Source organism: Fructilactobacillus myrtifloralis, from assembly GCF_024029335.1.
Lineage (GTDB): Bacteria > Bacillota > Bacilli > Lactobacillales > Lactobacillaceae > Fructilactobacillus > Fructilactobacillus myrtifloralis.
In genome coordinates this window covers 241,773-266,047 of sequence record NZ_CP097116.1, presented here as the reverse complement: position 1 = coordinate 266,047, position 24,275 = coordinate 241,773, and the positions used below count along the sequence as shown (strand labels likewise).

Annotated in this window: 16 protein-coding genes; 11 read left to right on the top strand and 5 right to left on the bottom strand. The window is 43.9% G+C overall.

The window, feature by feature from the left end; translation table 11 throughout:
* The first annotated feature begins 12 nt into the window (after positions 1-12).
* Genes M3M35_RS01405 through argH form a run of 4 tightly spaced genes read left to right on the top strand, consistent with a single transcriptional unit; the run spans position 13 to position 4,803 of the window.
* Positions 13-1,467 (top strand): ABC transporter substrate-binding protein/permease, encoded by a 1,455-nt coding sequence (locus M3M35_RS01405; RefSeq protein ID WP_252750244.1) that lies wholly within the window; start codon positions 13-15, stop codon positions 1,465-1,467.
* Positions 1,460-2,203: an amino acid ABC transporter ATP-binding protein gene (locus tag M3M35_RS01400; RefSeq protein WP_252750243.1), complete on the top strand. Its 744-nt coding sequence runs from the start codon at positions 1,460-1,462 to the stop codon at positions 2,201-2,203. Before M3M35_RS01405 ends, M3M35_RS01400 begins: the two co-directional genes overlap by 8 nt.
* Before the next feature lie 13 nt (positions 2,204-2,216).
* Positions 2,217-3,425, top strand: a complete 1,209-nt coding sequence (locus M3M35_RS01395; RefSeq protein WP_252750242.1) for an argininosuccinate synthase — start codon at positions 2,217-2,219, stop codon at positions 3,423-3,425.
* Positions 3,418-4,803 (top strand): argininosuccinate lyase, encoded by a 1,386-nt coding sequence (gene argH, locus M3M35_RS01390; RefSeq protein ID WP_252750241.1) that lies wholly within the window; start codon positions 3,418-3,420, stop codon positions 4,801-4,803. The genes M3M35_RS01395 and argH overlap by 8 nt, the downstream gene beginning before the upstream one ends.
* A 36-nt stretch (positions 4,804-4,839) precedes the next feature.
* Here argH and M3M35_RS01385 read toward each other — a convergent pair whose 3' ends face one another.
* Entirely contained in the window at positions 4,840-5,490 is a 651-nt protein-coding gene (locus tag M3M35_RS01385) for a pyridoxamine 5'-phosphate oxidase family protein (protein WP_252750240.1), read from the bottom strand.
* A gap of 242 nt (positions 5,491-5,732) precedes the next feature.
* Here M3M35_RS01385 and M3M35_RS01380 point away from each other — a divergent pair, with 242 nt between their 5' ends.
* The 6 genes from M3M35_RS01380 to M3M35_RS01355 all read left to right on the top strand — a co-directional run bounded on the left by M3M35_RS01380 (position 5,733) and on the right by M3M35_RS01355 (position 16,606).
* Complete coding sequence (locus tag M3M35_RS01380) at positions 5,733-7,295, top strand: type I restriction-modification system subunit M (protein ID WP_252750239.1); 1,563 nt, start codon at positions 5,733-5,735, stop codon at positions 7,293-7,295.
* Positions 7,295-8,470 carry a restriction endonuclease subunit S gene (locus M3M35_RS01375; RefSeq protein WP_252750238.1) on the top strand — a complete coding sequence of 392 codons (1,176 nt, stop codon included), beginning with the start codon at positions 7,295-7,297 and terminating at the stop codon, positions 8,468-8,470. Before M3M35_RS01380 ends, M3M35_RS01375 begins: the two co-directional genes overlap by 1 nt.
* Positions 8,471-8,740: 270 nt before the next feature.
* Positions 8,741-9,625, top strand: a complete 885-nt coding sequence (locus M3M35_RS01370; RefSeq protein WP_252750237.1) for an XRE family transcriptional regulator — start codon at positions 8,741-8,743, stop codon at positions 9,623-9,625.
* Between the two features lie 10 nt (positions 9,626-9,635).
* Positions 9,636-10,364: a hypothetical protein gene (locus M3M35_RS01365; RefSeq protein ID WP_252750236.1), complete on the top strand. Its 729-nt coding sequence runs from the start codon at positions 9,636-9,638 to the stop codon at positions 10,362-10,364.
* A gap of 391 nt (positions 10,365-10,755) precedes the next feature.
* A complete protein-coding gene (locus tag M3M35_RS01360; protein WP_252750235.1) occupies positions 10,756-11,616 on the top strand; it encodes a helix-turn-helix domain-containing protein in 861 nt (286 codons plus the stop codon).
* Between the two features lie 79 nt (positions 11,617-11,695).
* Positions 11,696-16,606: a glycoside hydrolase family 70 protein gene (locus tag M3M35_RS01355; protein ID WP_252750234.1), complete on the top strand. Its 4,911-nt coding sequence runs from the start codon at positions 11,696-11,698 to the stop codon at positions 16,604-16,606.
* 825 nt (positions 16,607-17,431) lie between these two features.
* Here the strand turns inward: M3M35_RS01355 and M3M35_RS01350 are convergent.
* Both M3M35_RS01350 and M3M35_RS01345 read right to left on the bottom strand, forming a co-directional pair.
* Positions 17,432-18,298: a DegV family protein gene (locus M3M35_RS01350; RefSeq protein ID WP_252750233.1), complete on the bottom strand. Its 867-nt coding sequence runs from the start codon at positions 18,296-18,298 to the stop codon at positions 17,432-17,434.
* Position 18,299: 1 nt separating this feature from the next.
* A complete protein-coding gene (locus tag M3M35_RS01345; RefSeq protein ID WP_252750232.1) occupies positions 18,300-18,728 on the bottom strand; it encodes a MarR family winged helix-turn-helix transcriptional regulator in 429 nt (142 codons plus the stop codon).
* Between the two features lie 136 nt (positions 18,729-18,864).
* On the opposite strand from M3M35_RS01345, the gene M3M35_RS01340 reads away from it, so the two are divergent.
* Positions 18,865-20,580 carry an Rqc2 family fibronectin-binding protein gene (locus M3M35_RS01340; RefSeq protein ID WP_252750231.1) on the top strand — a complete coding sequence of 572 codons (1,716 nt, stop codon included), beginning with the start codon at positions 18,865-18,867 and terminating at the stop codon, positions 20,578-20,580.
* 49 nt (positions 20,581-20,629) lie between these two features.
* On the opposite strand, the gene M3M35_RS01335 is transcribed toward M3M35_RS01340, so the two are convergent.
* Together M3M35_RS01335 and M3M35_RS01330 are read right to left on the bottom strand one after the other, a co-directional pair.
* Positions 20,630-23,188: a carbamoyl phosphate synthase preATP-grasp domain-containing protein gene (locus tag M3M35_RS01335; RefSeq protein WP_252750230.1), complete on the bottom strand. Its 2,559-nt coding sequence runs from the start codon at positions 23,186-23,188 to the stop codon at positions 20,630-20,632.
* Positions 23,175-24,266, bottom strand: coding sequence for a carbamoyl phosphate synthase small subunit (locus M3M35_RS01330; protein ID WP_252750229.1), 1,092 nt, complete (start codon positions 24,264-24,266; stop codon positions 23,175-23,177). The genes M3M35_RS01335 and M3M35_RS01330 overlap by 14 nt, the downstream gene beginning before the upstream one ends.
* Positions 24,267-24,275: the final 9 nt, after the last annotated feature.

Sequence of the window (24,275 nt, the reverse complement as noted above, 5' to 3'; positions counted from 1 at the left end):
GAGGAACAAATGATGCAGAAACAGTGGCTTAAATGGATCTTAGTCGTCGTCACCCTTTTTCTCGGAAGCACGTTCATCCAGAAAAATGTACATGCCGATGACTCATTACAAAAGGTAAAACAGCAGGGCGTCTTAAAGGTGGCGGTAGCCCCAGATTATCCGCCGTTTGCATTTCAGGTCAATGAACACGGTCATTCCAAAGACGTGGGGATGGATATCGAAGTTGCTAAGCAAATTGCGAAAGATTTGCACGTTAAGCTTGAATTAAAAAACATGGACTTTTCGTCGGTCTTAGTGGCGGTGCAAACGGGAAAGGTTGATCTGGCGCTCGGGGGAATTAACCCAACGCCAGAGCGGGCGCAAAATGCCGACTTTTCAAAAATTTATTACTACGGGGGCCAGAGTTTCCTGATTAATAAGACGGACGTGCATAAACTTAAGAATCAACAGAGTTTAGCCGGGCAAAAGGTGGGAACCCAAACTGGTTCCATGCAACAAACCCTCGCCAAAAAGCATTTAACTAAAAGTAAGTTGGTCAGCATGGATAAGACCACGGACCTGGTGTTAGCCGTGAAGACCCATAAGGTTGATGCGGTTGGAGTAGAAAAACCGGTGGCTCAAGCGTACGTCGAAAATGATCCGGATTTAAAAATGATTCCCGCTAACTACAAATTGAACAAAAAGGAAACGGGCTTTGCGGTTGCGATGCCAAAGGGTGCGACCTCCTTACAGACAGCTGTGAACCAGTCTATGGATCGGATTCAACAACACCACTTGATGCCACAGTATCTAAAAACCGCAGCCAAGTACATGAAGGTTAACACCGCGAACACCTCGATGTGGCACTACTGGAAATACTTCTTTGATGGCTTAAAATACACCCTCTTAATTTCCGTGTGTGCGGTCGCCGGGGGCATCATTCTCGGGGTCTTACTCGCACTCATGCGGTTGAGCAACTTTAAATGGTTAAGCTGGCCGGCGATTAGTTACGTTGAAGTGGTCCGGGGAACCCCCATGATGGTGCAAGTTTTGCTGGTCTACTTTGGGTTAGGGATTCTGATTAACATTCCCGCTTTACCCGCTGGGATCATTGCTGTTACGTTGAATAGCGCTGCCTACGTTAGTGAAATTATTAGAGGAGGAATTAACTCGGTTGCCCTCGGGCAGAAAGAAGCCGCGAAGAGCCTCGGACTATCTAAATCAGATGCCCTCCGGTTCGTGGTGTTACCCCAAGCCTTTAAAAACATTTGGCCGGCCCTGGGGAATGAATTCATTTCCGTCATTAAGGAAAGCTCGATTGTTTCCATCATCGGGGTCACCGATCTCGTTTATGAACTAAACGTAGTCCGGGCGGATACGTATCGGGGGGTTGCTCCGATCGTCGTGGTAATGGCGATTTACTTCTTAATTACATTTACACTCACAAGACTCTTAAACTACTGGGAAGGGAAGATGAAGCATGACTAACGCATTAATTAAAATTGACCACGTTCAAAAGCAATTTGGTAAAAATGAGGTTTTAAAGGACATTAACGGTACGGTACAAAAGGGAGAGGTGATTTGCATCATTGGCCCCTCTGGTTCAGGGAAAAGTACCTTGTTGCGGTGCATTAACCAACTGGAACAACCAACGGCTGGTGCGGTGTGGTTTGCAGGTTCAGACCTAACCAAGGCCAATCAACAAGAACTGGCCAAGCTCGGCGAGTCAATCGGAATGGTCTTTCAAAACTTCAACCTGTTCCCCAATTTGACCGTGCTCGACAATTTAACCCTTGCTCCCATGCGGGTGAAGCATCTCAGTGCAGCAGACGCCAAGCAAGTTGGGATGAAGTATCTAACTAGAGTCGGACTAGCCGAAAAGGCTAATGCCTATCCGGCTAGTTTATCCGGGGGGCAGCAACAACGGGTCGCAATTGCACGGGCGTTATCCATGAATCCGGAAGTGATGTTGTTTGATGAACCGACGAGTGCGTTAGATCCGGAAATGGTCGGAGAAGTTTTGCAAGTGATGCAGGAACTAGCTGACGAAGACATGACGATGATTGTGGTAACCCATGAGATGGGTTTTGCCAAGCGCGTCGCCGACGAAGTTTGGTTTATGGATGGGGGCTATCTTTTGGAAAAGAACACGCCCCAAGCCCTGTTTGAACACCCGCAAGAGGAACGGACCCAAGCGTTTATTAATAAGATTATCGTAGACTAAGGAGGACTTAAAAATGACCAAACCAAAAGTAGTATTAGCATATTCTGGCGGATTAGACACCTCGGTAGCCATTGCCTGGTTGACCGACCAGGGTTATGACGTGGTTGCCACCTGTGTGAACGTGGGTGAGGAAAAGGATGCCGCCGCTTTAAAGGCCAAGGCCCTCCAAACCGGAGCCGTTTCCGCGTACGTTATTGACGCTAAGCAGGAGTTTGCCGATCGCTATTTAGCGGTTGCGTTACAGGGAAATACCCTGTACGAAGGCGTTTACCCCCTAGTATCGGCCTTATCACGGCCCCTGATTGTCCAAAAATTGGTTGAAATTGCTCATCAAACCGGGGCAAGTGCGATTGCACACGGGTGTACCGGGAAGGGGAACGATCAGGTTCGGTTTGAAGTTGCCATTCACGCGCTGGCTCCGGAGCTGGAAGTTCTCAGTCCGGTGCGGGACTGGCACTGGTCTCGTGAGGAAGAAATTGCATACGCAAAGGACCATGGCATTGCGATTCCCATCGACCTGGATTCACCATACTCAATCGATGCCAACATCTGGGGCCGGGCCAACGAAGCGGGGGTGCTTGAGGATCCCTGGGTAAGTGCTCCTGCAGATGCCTTTGCCTTAACCAATTCAATTGCTGAGGCACCAGCCACCCCAACCGAGTTAGTAATCAGTTTCCAGCAGGGAAAACCAGTGGCCATTAATGGGGAAGCACTCGCATTTGCTCCGTTAATCGAAAAGTTAAATCAGATTGCCGGAACGAACGGGGTCGGTCGGATTGATCACATTGAAAACCGATTGGTGGGGATTAAGTCGCGTGAAATTTATGAAGCCCCGGCTGCAATGGTGTTAATTAAGGCGCACCAAGCCTTAGAAAACTTGACCTTGGAACGGGACTTGGCCCACTATAAGCTCACGGTTGAACAACAACTAAGCGAATTAATCTATAACGGATTATGGTTCTCCCCGCTGATGCAGGCACTCCAAGCCTTTTTAACCAGCAGTCAACAAGTCGTGACTGGTGAAGTGCGGTTGAGCCTGTGCAAGGGAAATATCACGATTTTGGGGCGGCAATCACAATGGAGTTTGTACGATAAGGACCTCGCAACTTACACAGCGGCCGATTCCTTTGATCAAGAAGCAGCCAAGGGCTTCATCAAACTCTGGGGCTTACCAACTGAAGTTGCTGCCCAAGTAGCTCACCGGGAGGAACACCATGAGTAAAAAGTTATGGGGTGGTCGGTTTCAAGCGGAACTGGATCAACTCGGAGCCGACTTTGGGGCTTCCATTAATTTTGATCAACTGATGGCGGAAGAGGATCTCATCGGGTCGTTAGCGCATGTCAAGATGCTCGGACACACGGGAATTTTAACTGCGGATGAAGTTCATGCCATTACGACGGGACTAGAAGCGTTGCAAACGGACCTGGCCGCGGGCAAGCTCCAGTTTTCAACCGATAACGAAGACATTCATATGAACTTGGAAGCGTTGTTAACCGAAAAAATTGGACCAGTAGCCGGTAAGCTTCACACGGCCCGGTCGCGAAATGATCAAGTAGCAACGGACTTTCATTTATACGTAAAGCGGCGGTTACCCAAGGTTTTAGAGCAAATTCGGCACTTCCAGGCTGTGTTAGTGAAGCTGGCGGAAGAAAACGTGACGACCGTCATGCCCGGTTATACCCACTTACAACATGCACAACCAATTTCGTTAGCCCAGTCATTTTTAGCGTACTTCAACATGCTGCAAAGGGACTACGAACGGTTTGAATTTAACCAACAACATACGGATCTACTACCCCTGGGTTCCGCTGCTTTAGCAGGCACGACCTTTCCAATTGATCGGGAATTTACGGCGGACGAACTTGGCTTTCAGAACCTGTACACGAATTCCCTCGATGCGGTTTCAGACCGGGACTTTGCCCTCGAATTTTTAAGTAATAGTGCCATCTTAATGATGCACCTATCCCGGTTGAGCGAAGAATTAAGTCTCTGGGTCAGCCAGGAATTTAAGTTTGTGGAATTAAGTGATGCATATACAACCGGAAGTTCCATCATGCCCCAAAAGAAAAATCCTGATATGGTCGAATTAATTCGGGGGAAAACGGGGCGGATTTATGGACACCTAATGAGCCTTTTAACTACTATGAAGGGGTTACCGCTAGCTTATAATAAGGATCTCCAAGAAGACAAAGAAGGCGTGTTTGATACCGTCAAAACGATTCTTCCGACCCTGAAAATTTATACTGGAATGCTGCAGACCATGAAAATTAATCAAGAGCAAATGTATGCCAGCACAAAAAATGATTATTCGAATGCAACGGAATTAGCCGATTACCTCGCCAATCAGGGGGTTCCATTTCGAGAAGCGCATGCAATCGTGGGGCAGCTCGTCTTTAAGGGCCTCCAGGAACACCGTAATTTACAAGACATGGAGCTTGCTGAACTGCAAGCCGCGTCGCCACTAATTACGGCTGATGTCTACCACGTTTTGCAACCAGAAGTTGCCGTAGAACGGAGAAATTCGGTTGGAGGGACCGGGTTTAAAGCGATTAAAACCCAAATTAAACAGGCCCACGCAATATTAGCGAACGAGGATTAACGCAGATTAATGTGAAAAAAACTTCTAACTGATTAATTAGTTAGAAGTTTTTTGTTGTTGCAACTGGACAATCTCAGGTGCATCCCGAAAGGATTCAATGAGAACGGAGGTAAGGGTAATTTCCAAAATTGCCTGGTTAGATAGATTGGCGGACAACCCCGTTAAGGTTGGATTGGTTTTGAGAAGCTTCGTAATGGCGGGTTTTCCCTTAATCACCCGAGCTCTAGCGTGGTTAGAGGAAAAGCGCAGTCCCAGTTCAGAATCAGCGAGACTAGCAATGGCAACCTGCTCATGGACCAGAATGTTCTGCACCCGCTTCGTGCGGGGATCGGTGGCAACGTAAAAAACGTTTTCGTGGTGTTCGGATTGGGCAAACGTCACAATTGAATTGCTCACCTGGTCAGTTTGATCGCTAGTGGCTAAATAAAAGTAACTAGGTAATGCCGCTAAGACTTGATTAAAGCGGGATTGAGCTGGTTGGTGCTCCCCACTGGCCGTCGCTCGTTTGGTCATTTTCCGAATCGTCATGATGGTCAGGGGAATGACTAACACGCAATAGCCGATGAGACCGCCCGCTAGAATTAGGAGCCCATTTGTTGTCACAAATGCGATTCCATAAACAAAACTACCTACAACAAATGAGATTAGATACACAATGAAGAGCTCGACAAATCGTTTTAAATACATGGGCTACCTCGATTTTTGTTGTTAAACTTATTATAGTGCAAGTACTGGTGTTTGGAAAATGAACCCTGTAAACGGTCTTGAACTGCCTTTGGAAGTGAGCCAGCAATAATCGATTCATAAATGAGAATGCTTCGAAGTTGAAAGTTAATCATTTTTAATTCCAGCGTTGACACAAAGACCAATTCTAACTTAACATGAAGTTTAGTTCTATCTTTAAATATATAATGAAATGGAGTTTAACCATGGCATTAGATTCACGCAAAAAGGCCCTTGTTTGGAACACCCTGAATAAAACTAGAGGAAAAATTGAGCCGGCAGAATATAAAAATTATGTGTTCGGGATTATGTTTTATAAGTATTTATCTAGTAAAGCGCAAACTTGGTGGCAAACCCATTTTCATGATAAGGACAATCAGGCTGAGCAACTGGCGAACATGCAAACTGAGTTGGGATATGTGATTCAGCCGGGGGACTTATTTACGGATTGGCAGGATGCGATTAAACGAAATGAGTTTACCTTAACGCAGCTCGCAGATGATTTAGAGAGCTTTAATCAATACATTGCTCCGCAAGCACAAACAGCGCTTACGGGGATTTTTGCGGACATTGATTTAGATTCCAGTCGGCTCGGTAATAATCAACAATCACGGACTCAAACCATCATTAATATGATTGATTTAATGGGGCAGATTGAGTTGGATGAAGCATCCGACGTTTTAGGCGATTTGTATGAATATTTAATTGGGATGTTTTCCATTAATTCGGGAACTAAATCCGGTGAATTTTACACGCCCCACCAGGTTTCAGAAATCACAGCCCAAATTCTGACCTCGGGAAGGGAAGAATTAAGCAACTACAGTTTATATGATCCTGCAATTGGGTCGGGGTCGCTGTTGTTAACGACTGCTTCTCACATGAATAATGCGGAGAAAAAAAGCGCCATTAAATATTATGGTCAAGAATTAATTACAACTACATATAATTTGGCAAGAATGAACTTATTAATGCACGGCATTGAATATCAAAACATTGTCCTCCGGAATGCAGATACATTGACTGATGATTGGCCAGATGGGGTGGTAGACGGAATTGATTCTCCCCGGCTGTTTGATGCGGTCACTGCTAATCCACCGTATTCGTTACGCTGGGATAATACTAATCGGGAACATGATCCTCGCTTCAAACAGGGCATTGCGCCTAAATCCAAGGCTGACTACGCCTTTTTATTGCATTGCTTGTATCATTTGAAGTCGGACGGACGGATGGTAATTGTCTTGTCACATGGGGTTTTGTTTCGGGGGGGGACCGAACACCAAATTCGGAAAAATCTCTTAAAAGCGCATAACATTAGTGCGGTAATTGGCTTACCCAAAAAGATTTTTACCAATACCAGCATTCCAACGGTGATTTTAGTGTTAGAAAAGCAACGCCAGGCAGACGACGTGCTTTTCATTGATGCCTCCCAGGGATTTGAGAAGGTAAAGAACAACAACAAGCTCCGCCAACAAGACATTGAAAAAATTGTGAGCACCTATCAAAACCGGGTGGATGTTGCTAAGTATGCCCATGTGGCTTCAATGGAAGAAATCATTAAAAATGATTACAACCTAAACATCCCGCGGTACGTCGATTCGTTGGAAGACACCCCGCCAATTGATGTTAAACAACTATCCCGTGACATTCACCAGTTGGATGAAGAGCAACGGCAACTAACCAAGCACATGAACCACCTTCTGGGAGAATTAGTCGGAACGGATGATGAAGCTCAAGAAACGCTTGATTTATTGAAAGATGTATTTAAATAATGATAGAAAAGCAAAATAAACCTAAGATTCGGTTTAAAGATTTTACAGATGCGTGGCAGGAACAAAAATTAGCCGACATTACCGTTAATCTAGATGGCGATCGCGTTCCGGTCACTAAAAATAAACGAATTGCTGGTCCAACTCCATACTATGGGGCGAATGGAATCCAAGATTATGTCGCCGGTTCGACACATACCGGCAACCTAATTTTAATTGCTGAAGATGGCGCGAATAGTGTTTGTGACTATCCGATTAATACCATCACCGGAAAGGCATGGGTGAATAACCATTCTCACGTTTTAACGGATAAGCCGGGTATTTCCAATTATTTGTTTCTCGGCAAACGCTTAAAAACCATTAAAATTAAGCCGTATCTAACTGGATCTGATCGGCTAAAACTAACCAATAACGAACTAAACAAAATTATGCTAAAGGTACCTCAATTTGCCGAACAGGAGAAACTGGGGGACCTCTTTGCAACGCTTGATTTACTGATTGCTAATCGCCAGCGTAAATACCAAAAGATCCAAACGCTGAAACGACAATTATTGCAGCGCCTGTTTCCCGAAACGCCAACGACGCCGTCACTGCGGTTTACCGCGTTTTCGCATAACTGGGTGACGAAAAAATTAAGTGAAGTTGCCACAATTAAAAGTGGGGGGACCCCCCGGTTAACGGAAACACAGTATTGGAATGGTCAAATTGATTGGTTTACTCCGACTGAGGTCCAAAATCAGGGATATCTACACCATAGTTTAAAAACCATCACGCGGACTGGCTTGAATAATAGCCGGGCAATTTTGCTTCCAAAAGACACGATTTTAATGACGTCGCGGGCTGGGATTGGGAAAATGGGGATTTTAAGTTATCCAGCGGCCACCAATCAAGGATTTCAATCATTAATTCCGAGTAACCAGATTAACCCTTATTTTTTGTATTCAATGCACGATCGCATTGCGAGAATGGCCAATAAACTCGCCTCTGGAATTACCTTTACAGAGATTTCAGCCCGAGAGACTGCCAACATTAAGCTGATTATCCCTGAAACCACTGCAGAACAAGCTAAAATTGGGGACATGTTGAAGCAATACGACCAGTTTTTAAGTGGAATTGAAAGAGAATTAAACCAGCTTAAGCAGGTCCGCACCGCTTTTATGCAATTGTTATTTAGTTAATCTTTAAAAGTCCAAGTTATCCCGATCACGGGAACTTGGATTTTTTTGTGGAATAGGCTTACTCGCAGACGGAATTAATGCGCTAGTAAGACTAATTTAAACCTCGTTAAGCATGCTAGAATCGGGGCGTATAACCTTATGCTGCAGCGATGCAACCAGCAGTTGCGAGCTTGGCAGTGAACGAGAGCGCGAAAATCGCTATTATTCGGCCGCGGCTTCGCTATACTGAGAATCGTTAGAAATTACTCTTCGGGAGAAAGGAACGTGAGCATGCAAAATAATTCATTGGGAACGCAGATCGTACGGTTACGACAACGACAACAATTGTCTCAAGCGCAGTTAGCGGAGCGATTGTTTGTCTCGCGTCAAGCAATTTCAAAGTGGGAAAAGGGGGCAGCGGAACCGGATTTAGATAAACTAGTGCAACTAAGTCAGGTTTTTAACGTTGATTTGGATTATCTAGTTTTAAAGCAAACGATGCATCGTGACAACATCTTGGTAATTACAAATGTTCAAAAAAATTATACGAAGCCCGTTTTAAAGGGCATCAACTTAACACTCCACCGTAATGAACGAGTAGCGCTCTTAGGTAGTAATGGGGCGGGGAAAACGACCTTAGTTAATCTCATTATCGGTCGGATTCAGCCCGATGCTGGTGCAATTGAACGGAATTATGTTCCCAAGCACGATTTAAGCTTAATGCCCCAACAAAACCTGTTAATCGGACCACTCCGGGTGCAAGAAATGCTTGAAATGGAAGTGAAGCTGGCCAATTTACCGAGCCAAAATCTCGAACGGCTGCTAAAAACTGCTAATCTTTGGGACCAGCGCGCTCAGTTAGTCATGAAGCTTTCCGGTGGGCAGCAACGAAAACTCATGTTCTTACTAACAATGATGAAGCAAGCGCGGTTCCTGATTTTTGATGAACCTACGGTGGGAATGGATTTGGAAACCATCGACCGCTTTTGGCAGCAATTAGACCACCTAACTAATACCACGTTGGTCATTACCCATGATTTTAATCAGATTGATCATTACTTTGATCGGGTTGTGTTGTTAAAAGACGGGGTCATTGCTGCAGACGAGCAGGTGGCTACCATCCATGCCCATAATCAAACGTTAGCCAGTTGGTACCGTCACTTTAACCATAGTTAGGAGCCCTATCATGAATAATTACTTAATTTTAAAAATGACATTTCGTAACCGGCGCTTTCTCTTTTTTACACTAATAACCCCGATTTTATGGTATTTAGGCATGCATTTTTATGAAACCGTCTATCAGGTTAAATCGAATGGCTCATTATTAATGGTAACGTGCGCCATTACGATTGGGATCGCGGGTAATTCCTTAGTTACCTTTGCAAAGTCAGTTAACTATACAAAGGATTTTTATCTGCTTCAAATTGAAACGTCGCCCTATACTATTAGGAAATGGCTTAGTGATGACATTCTAGTCCAGGCCATTTTAAACCTGGTGATTGCTAGCGTGGTAATCATCTGTGGTTTGGGAATCGGTGACTACCCGCTGTCGGCAAACTTAGTTGTTTTGTTGGTCTTAATGCTCTATTTAGGCGCATATTTAAGCTTATTTGGCTTTCTCATCGGACAGTGGTTCGATGCCCAAACGCTCGACGCCACGAGTTTCTTTTTAATGTTAGTCGTGATGTTTTTCTTAATCCCGTTTTACAAGTTCGCCGGGCAAAACATTTGGATCAAGGCGATTACCACGCTCCAACAGTTATTTCCACCATATTATGTTTACCAAACCATCAGTCATGCAATTGGGAGCAGTGGTTGGTGGGCAAGCCTGGGACTATTAGTGGTGGTTAGTTTTGGAAGTGGGCTACCGGCGCTGTACTGCATCCAACGGTTGTTAAGTAAAGACCTCGCGTAACTAATCGAAAAGCCCATTTTGATCAGTCCTGAATTTCTTTAGGTTAAAACAGGCCACAATTCCTTTCTTTAAGTTGTTGCAGCCTGTTTTAAAGTTATTTGGAAGCAACAAAAAAGTAGCCATGGTTAGTAGATTAACCATGGCTACTGCTCTAATAAGCTTAATAATTAAAATTTAAAAAACCAAGTAAAAATGTTGAAAAATGGTGACATAAATAACACCTCCTTACTTAACACCTCTCATTTTATAATAATTAATTCTCATTTGTCATAATGTAGTAAATAATCATCATTCTTAATGGTTGGAACCCAAAATTAGTGTGTTACGATAGCACTACAGTTAAACTGAAAGTAAATGGTTAGTAGGTTTTTATCATTAAGGAGAAATGACTGTGACTGAATTTGGAGCATTATTAAAATACTTGCGTACCAGTCGCCACATTACTCAAGCCGAGCTTTCTCATAATTTAATTTCGCGTGACACCGTGGTGAGAATTGAAAATAATCATCAGAATCCGTCATTTGAAACGGGGATTCAGTTGTTGGAAAGACTGGGGATTTCACTCAGTGATTTTGATAAACAACGATCCATTACGAATCCGACTAGTTTTTCGAACCTTACCCAGAAGTTTTTATACCAGTTAAATAGCTCGGGTGATCGAAAAACGTTAACGGACGTCAATAAGCTGGCCCGTCAAATTTACCAAGAAGAGGGGAATTTCACGGCCCGCAATATTATGCTGGTAACAGAAGCCATGGAAAAAATTGATGATTGGAATTTTAATTTAGCGCACATTCAAGAATTGCGGAAATTATTACAACCAGTATGGTCTAATTTAGCGCAAATCGATGAGTGGTGTATGTTAGATTTACGCATTTTAGACTGCTCGCTGTTCTTTTTTGATTTAGAAACGGCCCATGCCATTATGCAACATGCATTTCGCATTATTGATAAGAAATATCCAACCTTGGCAGGCCTAAAAGCAGCTTTTAGTGCTAATTATTGTTACCTTTTAATCTTAAACCGACAGATCAAAGCCCCCTTTGTCGAACTTGCCGAGTCGCGTAAAATTGCCTCGCAAACTGGACGATATGACTTAGTGATTGTTGCAGATATTCGGCGGCTGGTCCTCGAACAACTGCCAAACTATAAAACCAACATTAAGCATAAATTATCAGTGCTAACCAACTTAGGGGCAACTGGATTAGTAGAATCGTTAAAAAAAGAAGTGCAGGCAATCCTGGATCGTTAATGTAAGAATTTTACTACAAAATTAAATTTAAATAGACACCGTTTTACAATGGCATCAATCAAACGAAAGGAGTTTTTTGATGTTTAATAAAACGTGTCGAAAGAAGATGTATAAAGCAGGAAAAACATGGGTAATTGGGGCCATTTTCACAATTACCCTCGCAGGAGTTAGTTTAGTTAGTAGCAGTCAGGCCTTTGCTGATAACGGAACTCAGGGAACCACTCCAGTAGTGCATCAACCTGAAACGCCAACAAAAGCTCCGGTCACGGCTACGCCTTCTCAGGCAGAAACCGGTCAGTCAGCTGAGAAACAAACACCAACGAACTCAACGACTGATCATCAAGCAGAACAGCCAGCTGCAGATCAAACTGCAACCGAGCAAGCATCCCAAGCCTCAGACGCAACAAAGGTTGCTGGAGAAAATTCGCAACCAGCGTCTGATTCAGACTCAGAACCAAAGCAATCTGTAACAACTGAACCACAACCAACAGAACCAAAGCAATCACAATCAGAACAGCCACAGACCAACCAGGCAGGTAACTCAGTTGCGAGTCCGAGCCAAACTGATGCTGATAAATCTGATAAACACGAGCAGAAGCAACCACTTGAGCCGGCAAATGCCGACCAAACTACAGCTGAACAACCTGGAGCTGCAACCCATCATGATGAAGCTTCGGTTTCAGATCAGGGACAACCAAAAACCAATCCTGAAACCAATTCTGATGATTCCGCAGCCACCGAAGACGAAACTGAAAATGACCAGCCCCAACCGAAGCAAGCTCCGGAAAAACCGGGACAATATCTTGATAAAAACGGGGACTTTTATTATCAATATAATGATGGTAGTTATGCCACTGGGATGACGAAGATTAGTGGCATTACCCAATACTTTGATGCTAACGGAAAACAAGTTAAGGGTGGTTACGTTACAATTGACGGCCACAAATACTACTTTAAACCGGGAAGTGGAAATGCTGCTACCGGAATTCAAGCAGTCGATGACCACAACGTTGCCTTTAATCGGAAGGGTGAACAAGTCCAAAATTCATTTTACGAAGCAGATAAGCAAAAAGCATTACCTAATTTAGATGCACTTGCACAGGAGCCAGATGAAAATGAAGCTGATCAGGTAAATGATGATAATAATCCTTACCAACCCCGCCAAAAACCAAAAGACAAAAATAAGATTGCTGGAAACATTTATTACGTTAACCAAAACGGTGAAATTGTAACCGGTTTGCAAACGATTAACGGGAAAACCTATTACTTTGACCATAGCGGGATTATGCGTCGGGGTTTCTCTGGAGTGTTTAACGGTGAGTTGCTGTATTTTGATGCTAAGACTGGAATTGCAACTGAAACCAAAAACTCTAAAATTAAAGAGGGCATTACCGACCAAACAACCTCCTATACAGCCCATAACGCTGTTAATGGTACGAGCAAGGACAACTTTAAGAATATCGACGGGTACTTGACCGCCGAATCCTGGTATCGGCCTAAAGAAATCCTAGCTAATGGAAAAGACTGGCGAGCTTCAACTGCCACTGATTATCGTCCAATCCTGATGACGTGGTGGCCGAATAAAAAAACCGAGGTTAATTACTTAAATTACATGGTAAAAGCTGGACTCATCGATAACCGGCAAGGTTTTACATTAAATGATGATCAAAAGCTGTTAAATGAGTCGGTAACGGCCGTACAAAAAGCCATCGAAGCTAAAATTGGGCAAAAAAATGATACCGAATGGCTCCGAGAATTAATGCGTGACTTTATTAAGGAACAACCCCAATGGAACATCATTAGTGAAAATCCTAATCATGATCATTTACAACGAGGGGCGCTAAGCTTCATCAATAGCAAATTAACTCCCGATGCTAATTCAAACTTTCGGTTGATGAACCGAACCCCAACCAACCAAACCGGAAAAGAAAAGTATGATGTTGATAAGAGCAAGGGTGGATTTGAACTGCTCTTAGCCGATGACGTAGATAATTCCAATCCGGTTGTTCAGGCAGAACAATTGAACTGGCTCCACTTCCTAATGCATTTTGGTGCAATCACTAATAATGATCCGGATGCAAACTTTGATGGAATCAGAATTGATGCCGTTGATAACGTTGATGCTGACTTACTGAACATCGCCGCTAAGTACTTTGCTTCGTTATACGGAGTGAAAAAATCCGATCAAAATGCTTTGAAGCATTTATCGATTCTAGAAGACTGGAGTCACAATGACCCGCTATACATGCGTGACCATGGTCAGGGTCAACTCAGTATGGATGACTATAGTCATACGCAATTAATTTGGTCGCTCACTAAGCCCGATCGGTTGCGGGGGGCCATGAAGCGGTTCTTAGAATATAAAATGGTAGATCGCAGTCGGGATAATCAAGATAATCATGCGTTGCCGAACTACTCGTTCGTTCGGGCTCACGATAGTGAGGTACAAACGGTAATTGCGCAAATTATTGAAGACTTATATCCCAACGTAAAAAACAGTCTAGCTCCAACGCAAGCGCAACTCGAAGCTGCTTTCAAGGTTTACAACGAGGATATGAAACAAGCAGTTAAAAAGTATACCCACTACAACATGCCGAGTGCCTACGCATTGATGCTCACTAATAAGGATACGATCCCACGCGTTTACTATGGTGATTTGTATACCGATGACGGTCCGTTTATGGGAACCAAATCCCCATACTTTGACGCCATCGATAATTTCCTTAAAACACGGATTAAATATGTAGCTGGTGGGCAAACGATGGATGTCGACCAAAATGATATTTTAACCAGTGTTCGGTTTGGAAAAGGAGCGATGAACGCTAGCGACCAGGGAACGACTGAAACTAGAACTGAGGGAATTGGGGTAATTATTAGTAATAATCACAATCTGAAGTTGAAGCAGTCCGATCAAGTTGTTCTTCACATGGGAGCTGCTCACCGGAATCAAGCCTTTAGAGCCGTGACGCTCACCAATGCCGATGGGTTGCAAAGTTATTCCAGTGATGCTCAGGCCCCCGTTCGTTGGACTGATGAAAATGGAGACCTCATCTTTACTGGCAATGACATTAAAGGCTACCTGAACCCGCAAGTTTCTGGTTATCTAGCTGCCTGGGTTCCAGTGGGGGCGGCTGCTGACCAAGATGCTCGAACGCAAGCAAGTTCCCAACCGAACGCAGACGGAAACACGTTCCATTCGAATGCGGCCTCTGATTCTCAGGTTATTTTTGAAGGCTTCTCTAATTTTCAAGCTATGCCTAAAACGGTAGATGAATTTACCAACGTTCGAATTGCGAAAAATGCGCAAATGTTCCGTGATTGGGGAGTTACCAGCATGCAATTGGCACCTCAATATCGTTCCAGTGACGATAATACCTTCGTGGACTCCATTGTTAAGAATGGCTATGCTTTCTCCGATCGGTATGATTTAGGCTTTAATAAGCCAACTAAATACGGAACTGCCACACAATTGCGAGACGTAATTAAAGCGTTGCACGCCCAAGGAATTCAAGTAATGGCCGATTTTGTTCCCGACCAACTTTATAATATGAAGAAAGAGGAATTGACCACGGTTAACCGAACGGATTCATTAGGTAAGCAAAACACCGATTCAAACATGCAGGGAACGCTATACGTTTCTAATACTCGTGGGGGCGGTGCTTACCAGGAAAAATTTGGGGGTGAATTCTTAGCACAACTGCAAAAGGATTATCCAGAACTGTTTAAGGACAAACAAATTTCAACTGGACAACCAATTGATCCTAGCACCAAGATTAAAGAATGGTCGGCTAAGTACTTTAATGGAAGTAACATTGAAGGAAAGGGGCAAGATTTTGTGCTGAAGGATCCTGCTACAGGTCACTACTTCAAAGTGGTTGACAATGGTAATGATAATGGTTATCTTCCCAAGCAATTGTTGAATCTGCCCGCTTCGGCTGGATTTGGCCGCGATCAACAGGGGATTGTGTACTTTGATACTAGTGGTTATCAAGCTAAGGACGCAATCATTCAAGACGACCAAGGGAATTATTACTACTTCGATGCCAGTGGACATCTGGTTACAGGAGAACAGACCATTAATGGCTCTAAATACTATTTCTTGCCAAATGGAACCGAACTTCGAAGCTCCTTCTTCCAAGGTCAAGATGGCAATACCTATTACTACACCGGATCCGGTCGACAAGCCCGGAATCAATACGTACTCGATAAGGGTGGTAATGCTTACTACTTTGGTGACGACGGGAAAATGCTTGTTGACAAGCTGTACTCCGTGGAAGGAAAATATACGCAATACTTTGATCAAAACGGGGTGGAAGCTAAGGATCGGTTCGTGAAAACTCCCGATGGCAAGGTTCATTACTTTGACGATGGAAGTGGGAACCTAGTTGCGAACCGGTATGCTGGTGACCACGACGGTAACTGGTATTACATTGATGACAAGGGTGATGCGACGACTGGAATCATGGTGCTAGATGGACAGAAAAAGTACTTCCACGACAATGGAATTCAAAGTAAAGGGGAATTCATTGATCTCGGTGGCAACCGCTTCTTCTATACCGATGCAGCCGATGGGCACCTAGTTTCCGGTTATCAGGTAATTAATGGGCACCCACATTTCTTTGATCCGCAAACGTTGATTCAAGTTAAGGGTGACTTTGCTACTAATCCTGCCACTGGTAAGACGTACTACTTTGATGCCAATAATGGAGAACCAGTTAAAGACCAATTTATTACTAAAACGGGCCAAACTTATTATCTCAATGCTGCTGGAGAAAAGGTGTTTGGTTCCCAAGTAATTAATGGTAAAACCGTTAACTTTGATCCCCAAACAGGAGCATTGTTGGAAAATGGTAACGACCAAAGTAATGTTAACCACTCCGCTAATAATGCTGAAGAACAGCCTGCTGCACAAGCAAATGGGCAACAAGCACAACCGGACCAACCACAAGCTGAGGTTCAAGCAAAAGATGCGCCAGTGGTTAAGCAGTAAAGTTATTCGATGACTTAAACAAAGCTAGTTAGCAACCTGTAACGTAGTTTAATGATTCAAATTTAATAGGCAACAGAATTCCAGTTTCATTGGAATTCTGTTGCCTATTTTTTAAGCACGTTAATTATAAATAATGTAACATGGTAGTAACTAAAAATTAAATTAGTTAACATAAAGAATGAAATAAACTAAAGCTGATTCGATCAGGTTCAGCCATGAGCTGAAGATTCGTGAATTTTAGAAGCATGTTTGAGATAAAAGCGATTGGCAGGCAGTTGAGTTGTGAGTAAAATCAATGAAATGATTTTGTAAAAGATTTTAAGCAGCCGTTGCATAAGAAGATTATGGAGTCCATGTACAACACGTTAAAAATGATGATCAGCAAACTAAGACTGATTTAATTGCGTTAATTAAACGAAGTGCTACTGAACTAAAAACAACTTTAAAACAGTCCAAGTGGTCGCTAAAATTAAGCGTAGCAACGACCATGGTTGAATTTATAACGAAAAACAAAGCCAGTGCAGCCGATAAAAGCAGTTTAATCAGGCATCCAGACCAAAGAACGGGCGATGGTGGTAATTAAACTGCAAAAAAACGCATTTTCATGCGCTGGTGCCATGAATTCATTGCTTACAACTTAAAATGGCTGACAGGGGCTTAGAATGAGTTGGACTGCTGATTTAAACACTTACTTCGTATAATATATATTATGTAAACTAAAATGGTAATTAAAGCGGATTGCCAGCTTGCTCATTTAGTCCCCCAGATTAATTGCTAAAATAACCGAATAAAAAAAGACGAATTTAAAATTCGTCTTATAACGCTTTAAAGTTTAGTAATGTCCCGTTCCCAACCTAAAGCTAAGGCTCCGGCACCTAAGTGCGTCCCAATCACCGGACCAATCTCAGCTTGGGCAAAGCGCACCTTTGGAAATGCTTCTTCCAAGTGTTCCAGCCACCGCTGGCCGGCTTGCTTGGCATTTGCGTCAAAGACAAAGGCTTTCACCGGATAATCCAGGGTTGGTTCAACTTCACTAAATAATTTTTCCACTCGTTTTAGCGCCCGTTTCATTGTCCGGACCTTATCAAAAGCCACGATTTCGTCAGTTTGGTTATCAAACGTTAAAATTGGCTTAATGTTCAATAAACTCCCAATGAACGAAGATGCGTTTGATAACCGACCGCCTTTAACCAGGTTTTGTAAGTCGTCGACCACAAATAATTCATCAATGGTTGCTCGTTGCTCCGTTAATTTAGCGACAATCTCATCAGGATCCGTATCAGTAGCGGCCAACTGGGCGGCGTAAATTGCTAAATCGCCCATTAAGCCCAGCGTAATTTGGGAGTCGAAGGGAATAATGCGAATGCGGGTGATTTGCTGTGCTAGGTTACAAATTTGGTTATAAAAACCGGAAATGGTGGCTGCCAGCGTGATGGTGATTACATTTTCATAGCCAGCGTCTGCTAATCGATTGTATAGGTCAATTAGTTGGCCGGTAGCTGGTTGCGACGTGGTTGGTAACTCGGACGCGGCGGCTAACTTTGGATAGAATTCTTGACTGGTAATCGTTACGTTTTCTAAGTATTCATCGGTTCCAAAGATAATTTCTAATGGAATAATCTGAATGTTATATTTTTGAATGTCTGTTTGAGACAAATAGCACGTACTATCAGTCACAATTGCGGTTTTCAATCTATGCACCCCGTTTATCTAATCTTTTCATACTAGTTTCTAACCGATTCAAGAGAATTTTGAGTAGCTGGGATTCGTCTGCCGTCCACTGCGCAAAAATTTGTTGCTGTAACTGGTCATAATCCTGGTTAACCTGCGTTAAAGCTGTTTGACCAGCGTCCGTGAGACTATAAACTAGTTGGCGCCGATCCTGACCAACCGCTTGCTTAGCAATCATTTCCTTGGTCAGTAACCGTTTTAACTGCCGCGAAAGCGTAGATGTATCAAGCTTCAGGGCCTGCGCTAACTTTTCTTGGGTATCAACGGTCTGCTGAATGGCCATTAACAGTTGCCATTCAGAAATAGTTACATTATGAGCCTTAGTAATCACTTGTAAATTATGTTGGTGAAGCTTACTCACGTCACGTAATGCGCTTAAACTATTTTTCATCATCAGATCCTCCGCTAACCATTATAGCATTAATTGCCTGATACAAGATTGCGATTTTTCTTCCTGCTGTTTGCTGTTCGTTCCCTAAATTATCAGTTATACTTAACATAACGTTAAATTTCAAAGGAGACAAGTTATGTCATTTGATGGTTCCTTTACCCATGCTATGGTTAACGAATTACAAACTAAACTAACGGGCGGCCGGATTACTAAGATTAGTGAACCGTACCCACATGAAATCATCATGACGGTCCGCGCCCAGCAACAGAATCAACAAGTTCTGTTATCGGCCAATCCTACCTACGCTCGAATCCAAACCACGGAAGTTCCCTTTCAGAATCCGAAAGTACCGAACAATTTTACCATGACGCTACGCAAACATTTGCAAGGAAGTTTCATTAAGGAGATTCATCAGGTTGATAATGACCGGGTGGTCCACCTGCACATCAACACGCGTAATGAAATTGGTGACCTGGAAGAATTGGTGGTCGTTGTTGAAATTATGGCCCGCCACAGTAACATCATTTTGGTAGAAGCTCACGATCGTAACATCATTGATGCCATCAAGCGCGTTGGTCCCGATAAAAATCGGTATCGGACCCTCCTCCCTGGTTCTAAATACGTAAATCCACCCCACCAGGACTTGCTTAATCCGTTTCAACTCCACGATTTTAGCATCATTGAACAATTAGAGCATGATTTTCCCAACGTGGAGAGTCTAGCAACAGAGCTACGCCAAACCTTACAAGGACTTGGTTCGGATACCTCATTAGCACTAGCTGAAGCACTCCACCAAGCAGGCAAACCGCTGGCCACTAACTACACTGATTTTTGGAAGCGGTTTGCAACTCCAGATCCGGTCACCACCCTCTCGGCCCAGGGAAAATTAGGCTTTGCCCCCTTCCCCTACCCGCCCCTGGAAACAGACCATCACTTCCCTTCTTTAAGCGTGCTGTTGGATCATTTTTTCCAGACGAAGGTCCAGCGTGAACGGGTTCGCGAACAAGGAGCCCAATTAATTCAAGTCACCCGAACGGAGTTAAAAAAGAATCGGAAAAAGCTTAAACGGCTAGCGCAGGATGCTACAGAAGCAACCAATGCCGATCAGTATCGGATTAAAGGTGAGGTCCTCATGACTTATCTGCAACAGGTTCACCCGGGGATGACCAGCATTGAACTGCCGAATTTCTATGATAATAACCATCCCCTCCAAATTAACCTGAAACCAGAGCTCTCCCCCGTTGCAAATGCCCAGTGGTACTTTAAGCAGTTTCAGAAGAAAAAGAATGCCGGCCAATACATTACCGAACAAATGCAGCGGACCCAAGCAGAAATCGATTATTTTGAAGCGATTGAAAGTCAAATTGAGTTGGCCAGTCCCGAAAACCTGGCAGACATTAAAACGGAACTCCAACAAGCTGGTTACTTAAAACGTCAGACCAAAAAGCAACCGAGAAAGGTGCACGTGAGCCAACCGGAACGCTTCGTTGCTTCCGATGGAACCGTCATTTTGGTGGGGAAAAATAACTTACAAAATGATCAACTCACGTTAAAAACTGCTGATAAACGGGAAACCTGGTTGCATACACAAAAGATCCACGGTTCCCACGTGATTATTCGCAGTTTTAACCCTAGCGACCAAACCATTTTAGAAGCAGCCAACCTAGCCGCCTACTTTTCTAAAGCACGTGATTCTGCGAACGTTCCGGTTGACTATGCGCCCGTCAAACGGGTTAAAAAGCCCAACGGGGCCAAACCGGGACTCGTTCATTATACGGGGCAAAAAACGGTCTACGTTACTCCCGATCCTCAGTTAGTCGAACAATTGCGGCGCAACGCGACCCACCGGTAACAGTGCTCAATAAAAAAACGGATTTGTATCATACAAATCCGTTTTTTTATTATTTTAAGAGGTGATCGGTAGAATCATTCAGACTATTTCCAAACGAAATTTTAGCACCAATCTCATACCGTCGGCGTTTGGGGACGTTGTTAATCCCCAAATGCTTGAACGGAAATGTAATCTGCATGATGGCAAAGTGCCCTGCTGCATTGATTCGGGGAAGCCGTTTCCGTAACTGTTCCGGATCAAAATGACCAGTGTACATTTGCATTAACACCCGAATCCAATTAATTTCTGTCACTTGATTTAGGAAAATGGTCTCCGTAATTCGTAACGGGGTTATCCCCGTAACCACGTAGTTACCGTCGGAGTCAATTGTAAAGAGAACTTGAATTAGTCCGGTTAACGGATGCCTGTTAATTTCAGCAGTTGCTAACTGTTCCAACCGCGGCACGTCGAGTTGCTGCTCTGCATACGGCACGTAATAGCTCGTTTGTTCCTCCAGTTGGTTCCCAGCCCCCTCCATTTGAGCACGAAAACCAACCGTCGAGATGGGAATAATAGCCTGGGGACTTACTAAGACGTCCAGCGCAAAATCAGCTCGGTCTTGGTAAATCGTTCCGGTTTCTTGATCTGGTGGTAATACGATTAACTTAAAGGTTCCTTGTAACTTTTGTAGTTCGCGAATTAAAAAGTGACGATTCCCAGGCAAAAATACGTACTTGGGTTTTTCCAGATCAATCACATTTAAAATCTCACCGAGTTGAACCGGCTCAATGTACTGCTTATCACTGATTGCAGGAATCAGTGAAACCGAGTTCGGGTTATTATTGAGAATAATCGTTTTGTATCCTAACTTATGCAGTTGAATCAACATCTCAGCCGTATACGTGTCAGCAGCGGTATTCGGACCGAGGTGATTTCGCCCCTTCCCGATTACCAGCGCACTTTGGTTACTTAACTGGCTCGTATCACTTTCAAACTCATAACTGCCATAAAACGAGTTAATGGCTTCCGGGAATTCACCAGCTGTGGGATCAATCATTTTATAGGTTTTGGAACGAGGCAATTCTTGTTGCATGGCCACGATTGTGGCATTATCAACGTTCCAAAAATGACAAAACATCCCATTACCAAACCCATACCGATCTCCCATTAATAACGCTTGCGAATCACAAGGATGGGTTTGTACCTGGTTAATCACCGCCAACAGGTTGCTCATAATGACGAAAAAGAATTCGTCAATCTTAGTGAGCTCACTCAAGTCACTGGCAGAGTAACCCCGTCGCACGGCTTCAAACAAAATCAAAATTTGTTGATCAGTTGGATGAATTAACTGTTCAATCAGGTCATCTTCGCTGAGGTCAGAATATTCCGGTAAAACATCTTGCGGACTGGGTTGCGAACTTCGTAAGCCAATCATTAAGGCCGCCTCGGCACTCCGACCTACCCCAATGGCCGCGCCCGTCGCTTTCGCGTGCGGACCAAGGTGATTATCAGCCATATCAAGGTAGTCAAATGACCAAATCGGCATTTTGACAACGATGTGATCACTTAACGGTTGTAAGATGGTGGTTAACGGATTAAAGCGTGGTGGGAGTTCCACCGCGGTTAGCGGAATATCAAGCAATAATGAGGCCACAACCTTTGCTAACGGGTACCCGGTAGCTTTGGCGGCTAGGGCCGTTTCGGAGTTAAAGACCGGGTTCACCTTCAAGACATACACCTCATCATTTGCAGCATTCACCGCAAATTGAAGGTGACAAATTCCCTTAATTCCTAAACAATCAAGTACTTCGAAAGTAAGCGACCGGAGCCGTTTTAGATAGTAATCATTGAGCGTTTGGGCCGGGGTAAAAATCACGGAATCGGTTGCGTTAATCTTCACCGGATTCATATCTTCCAATGAAGAAATCAACATCTTATTCCCTTCCACGTCCCGAATCGCGACAATGCCGATTTCTTGATAATTTCCGACTTCGCGCTCTAGTGACAGTTTCTGATCAGGAGACTCCTGAAACAGGTCATCAATCTCATTATTAAGACTTTCCATGTTTTTAAAGATCCGGCGTTGCCGCTTCTTGTTGGTACTTAGTGGTTTGACCGAAATCGGAAACTGAATTTTTTCCAGGTTGTTCCGCAATTCCGAAAAATCGCTAATAATCCGCGACGCTACAATCGGAATGTTATTTTCAGCCAGTCGATTAGCTAGCGCGGTATTTTGTTCGGACGCTTCGGCTTCCGTTCCAAACAAATTGAGGTTCGTCGCATTCAACCCGAGTAATTGGACCTGTAACGTTTGGAGCACCTGGTTTTTCATCAACCGCTGGACGACCGTCAGGGCCGCTTTGGTTCCAAAGATCGGCGTAATGCCATCAATGTGGTGCGTTTTTAAAATTCGGGCAACGTTTTTGGCCGTTAGACTCTGCACAAAGGTATGGTCATCATTTGTCTCCTGCAACAATAAGGAATAAGGGTTATTGTCAATTACAAACGTTTCAATTCCCAGCCGTTGCCAAGCCGAAATCGCCTGAAAAGCAGCCGAATCCTGTTCACTTTCATGATCAATATCAGATGGTCCGCCACCGATAATCAAGATTTTTTTAATGTGCTTCATGTGCCATCCTCCTGTGTGCGAGAATGCTTTCAACAAATTCTTCAAATAGGTCAAACCCATCAACCATGCCACCAGATCCGTCCGGAGAAAACTGGACGGAGAACGTCGGATAATCACGACTTCTGATCCCCTGAATCGTCCCGTTAATTAAATCCTTGTAAGTAACAATTAACTTATCGGAAGCGATGGAGTCAGTCACAATGGCATAGTCCTGGGACTGGTTAGGATAAATCAATTCGTTAGTAATGATTTTGCGAACGGGATGATTGCTTCCGTAGTTCCCGATGGACATGCGGGCCACTTTAGCCCCATTGGCAATGGCAATTAATTCGTGACCCAGTCCAATCCCAAACAACGGTAAATGCCGTTGGATGGTTTGAATGTTTTCAATCACTTCCGCATCAATTTCTGCTGGCGAGCCCGGACCAGACGATAATACGACCCCCTCGGGATCTAGATTTTTCATTTCCGCAAAGCTCGTGTTCCACGGCACTACGATCATATTACAGTTAAGTTTGGCCAACTGCCGGATGATGGACTCACGAAGCCCAAAATCAATCACGACAATCGTGACCCCGCTGCCGGGAACTAAGTATGGTTTCGGGGTGGCAACCGCTTGGATTTGTTGGTTACTAAGCACGGCCGCCTGCAACTGGTCAAACGCGTGCGCATCGTTCGTATTCACGATGCTAGCTTTTTTGATATCGTGCTCGCGAACGTGTTTTTGTAACTGGCGGGTATCAATTTGGCAAATTCCCGGAATGTGGCGTTCCTTTAAAAAGGAATCTAACGATAAGTCTTTTAGTTGGGAAAAAGAAATGTTCTCACTCTGATGAACCACGATTCCCTTGGCCGAAGTTAAAATGGATTCATAGTTTTTGGGGTTAATCCCAATGTTGCCAATCGAGGGCTGTAAAAAGGTCACAATCTGGTTGTGATAAGTTGGATCAGTTAGTGCTTCTTGATAATAGTTCAAGTTCGTATTGACGGCTAATTCACCCGTGGTACTGGTTAAGTCTCCGAATGCCTCGCCGGCAAAGGACGTCCCATCGTCGAGCAATAAATAGCGTTTTACCATGGAAGTACC

Coding starts and splice junctions, on each gene's coding strand:
- M3M35_RS01385 (WP_252750240.1), bottom strand. CDS start 5,490: ATGTATTTAAAACGATTTGTCGAGCTCTTCATTGTGTATCTAATCTCA.
- M3M35_RS01365 (WP_252750236.1), top strand. CDS start 9,636: ATGAATAATTACTTAATTTTAAAAATGACATTTCGTAACCGGCGCTTT.
- M3M35_RS01405 (WP_252750244.1), top strand. CDS start 13: ATGCAGAAACAGTGGCTTAAATGGATCTTAGTCGTCGTCACCCTTTTT.
- M3M35_RS01375 (WP_252750238.1), top strand. CDS start 7,295: ATGATAGAAAAGCAAAATAAACCTAAGATTCGGTTTAAAGATTTTACA.
- argH (WP_252750241.1), top strand. CDS start 3,418: ATGAGTAAAAAGTTATGGGGTGGTCGGTTTCAAGCGGAACTGGATCAA.
- M3M35_RS01395 (WP_252750242.1), top strand. CDS start 2,217: ATGACCAAACCAAAAGTAGTATTAGCATATTCTGGCGGATTAGACACC.
- M3M35_RS01335 (WP_252750230.1), bottom strand. CDS start 23,188: ATGAAGCACATTAAAAAAATCTTGATTATCGGTGGCGGACCATCTGAT.
- M3M35_RS01345 (WP_252750232.1), bottom strand. CDS start 18,728: ATGAAAAATAGTTTAAGCGCATTACGTGACGTGAGTAAGCTTCACCAA.
- M3M35_RS01330 (WP_252750229.1), bottom strand. CDS start 24,266: ATGGTAAAACGCTATTTATTGCTCGACGATGGGACGTCCTTTGCCGGC.
- M3M35_RS01340 (WP_252750231.1), top strand. CDS start 18,865: ATGTCATTTGATGGTTCCTTTACCCATGCTATGGTTAACGAATTACAA.
- M3M35_RS01400 (WP_252750243.1), top strand. CDS start 1,460: ATGACTAACGCATTAATTAAAATTGACCACGTTCAAAAGCAATTTGGT.
- M3M35_RS01355 (WP_252750234.1), top strand. CDS start 11,696: ATGTTTAATAAAACGTGTCGAAAGAAGATGTATAAAGCAGGAAAAACA.
- M3M35_RS01370 (WP_252750237.1), top strand. CDS start 8,741: ATGCAAAATAATTCATTGGGAACGCAGATCGTACGGTTACGACAACGA.
- M3M35_RS01380 (WP_252750239.1), top strand. CDS start 5,733: ATGGCATTAGATTCACGCAAAAAGGCCCTTGTTTGGAACACCCTGAAT.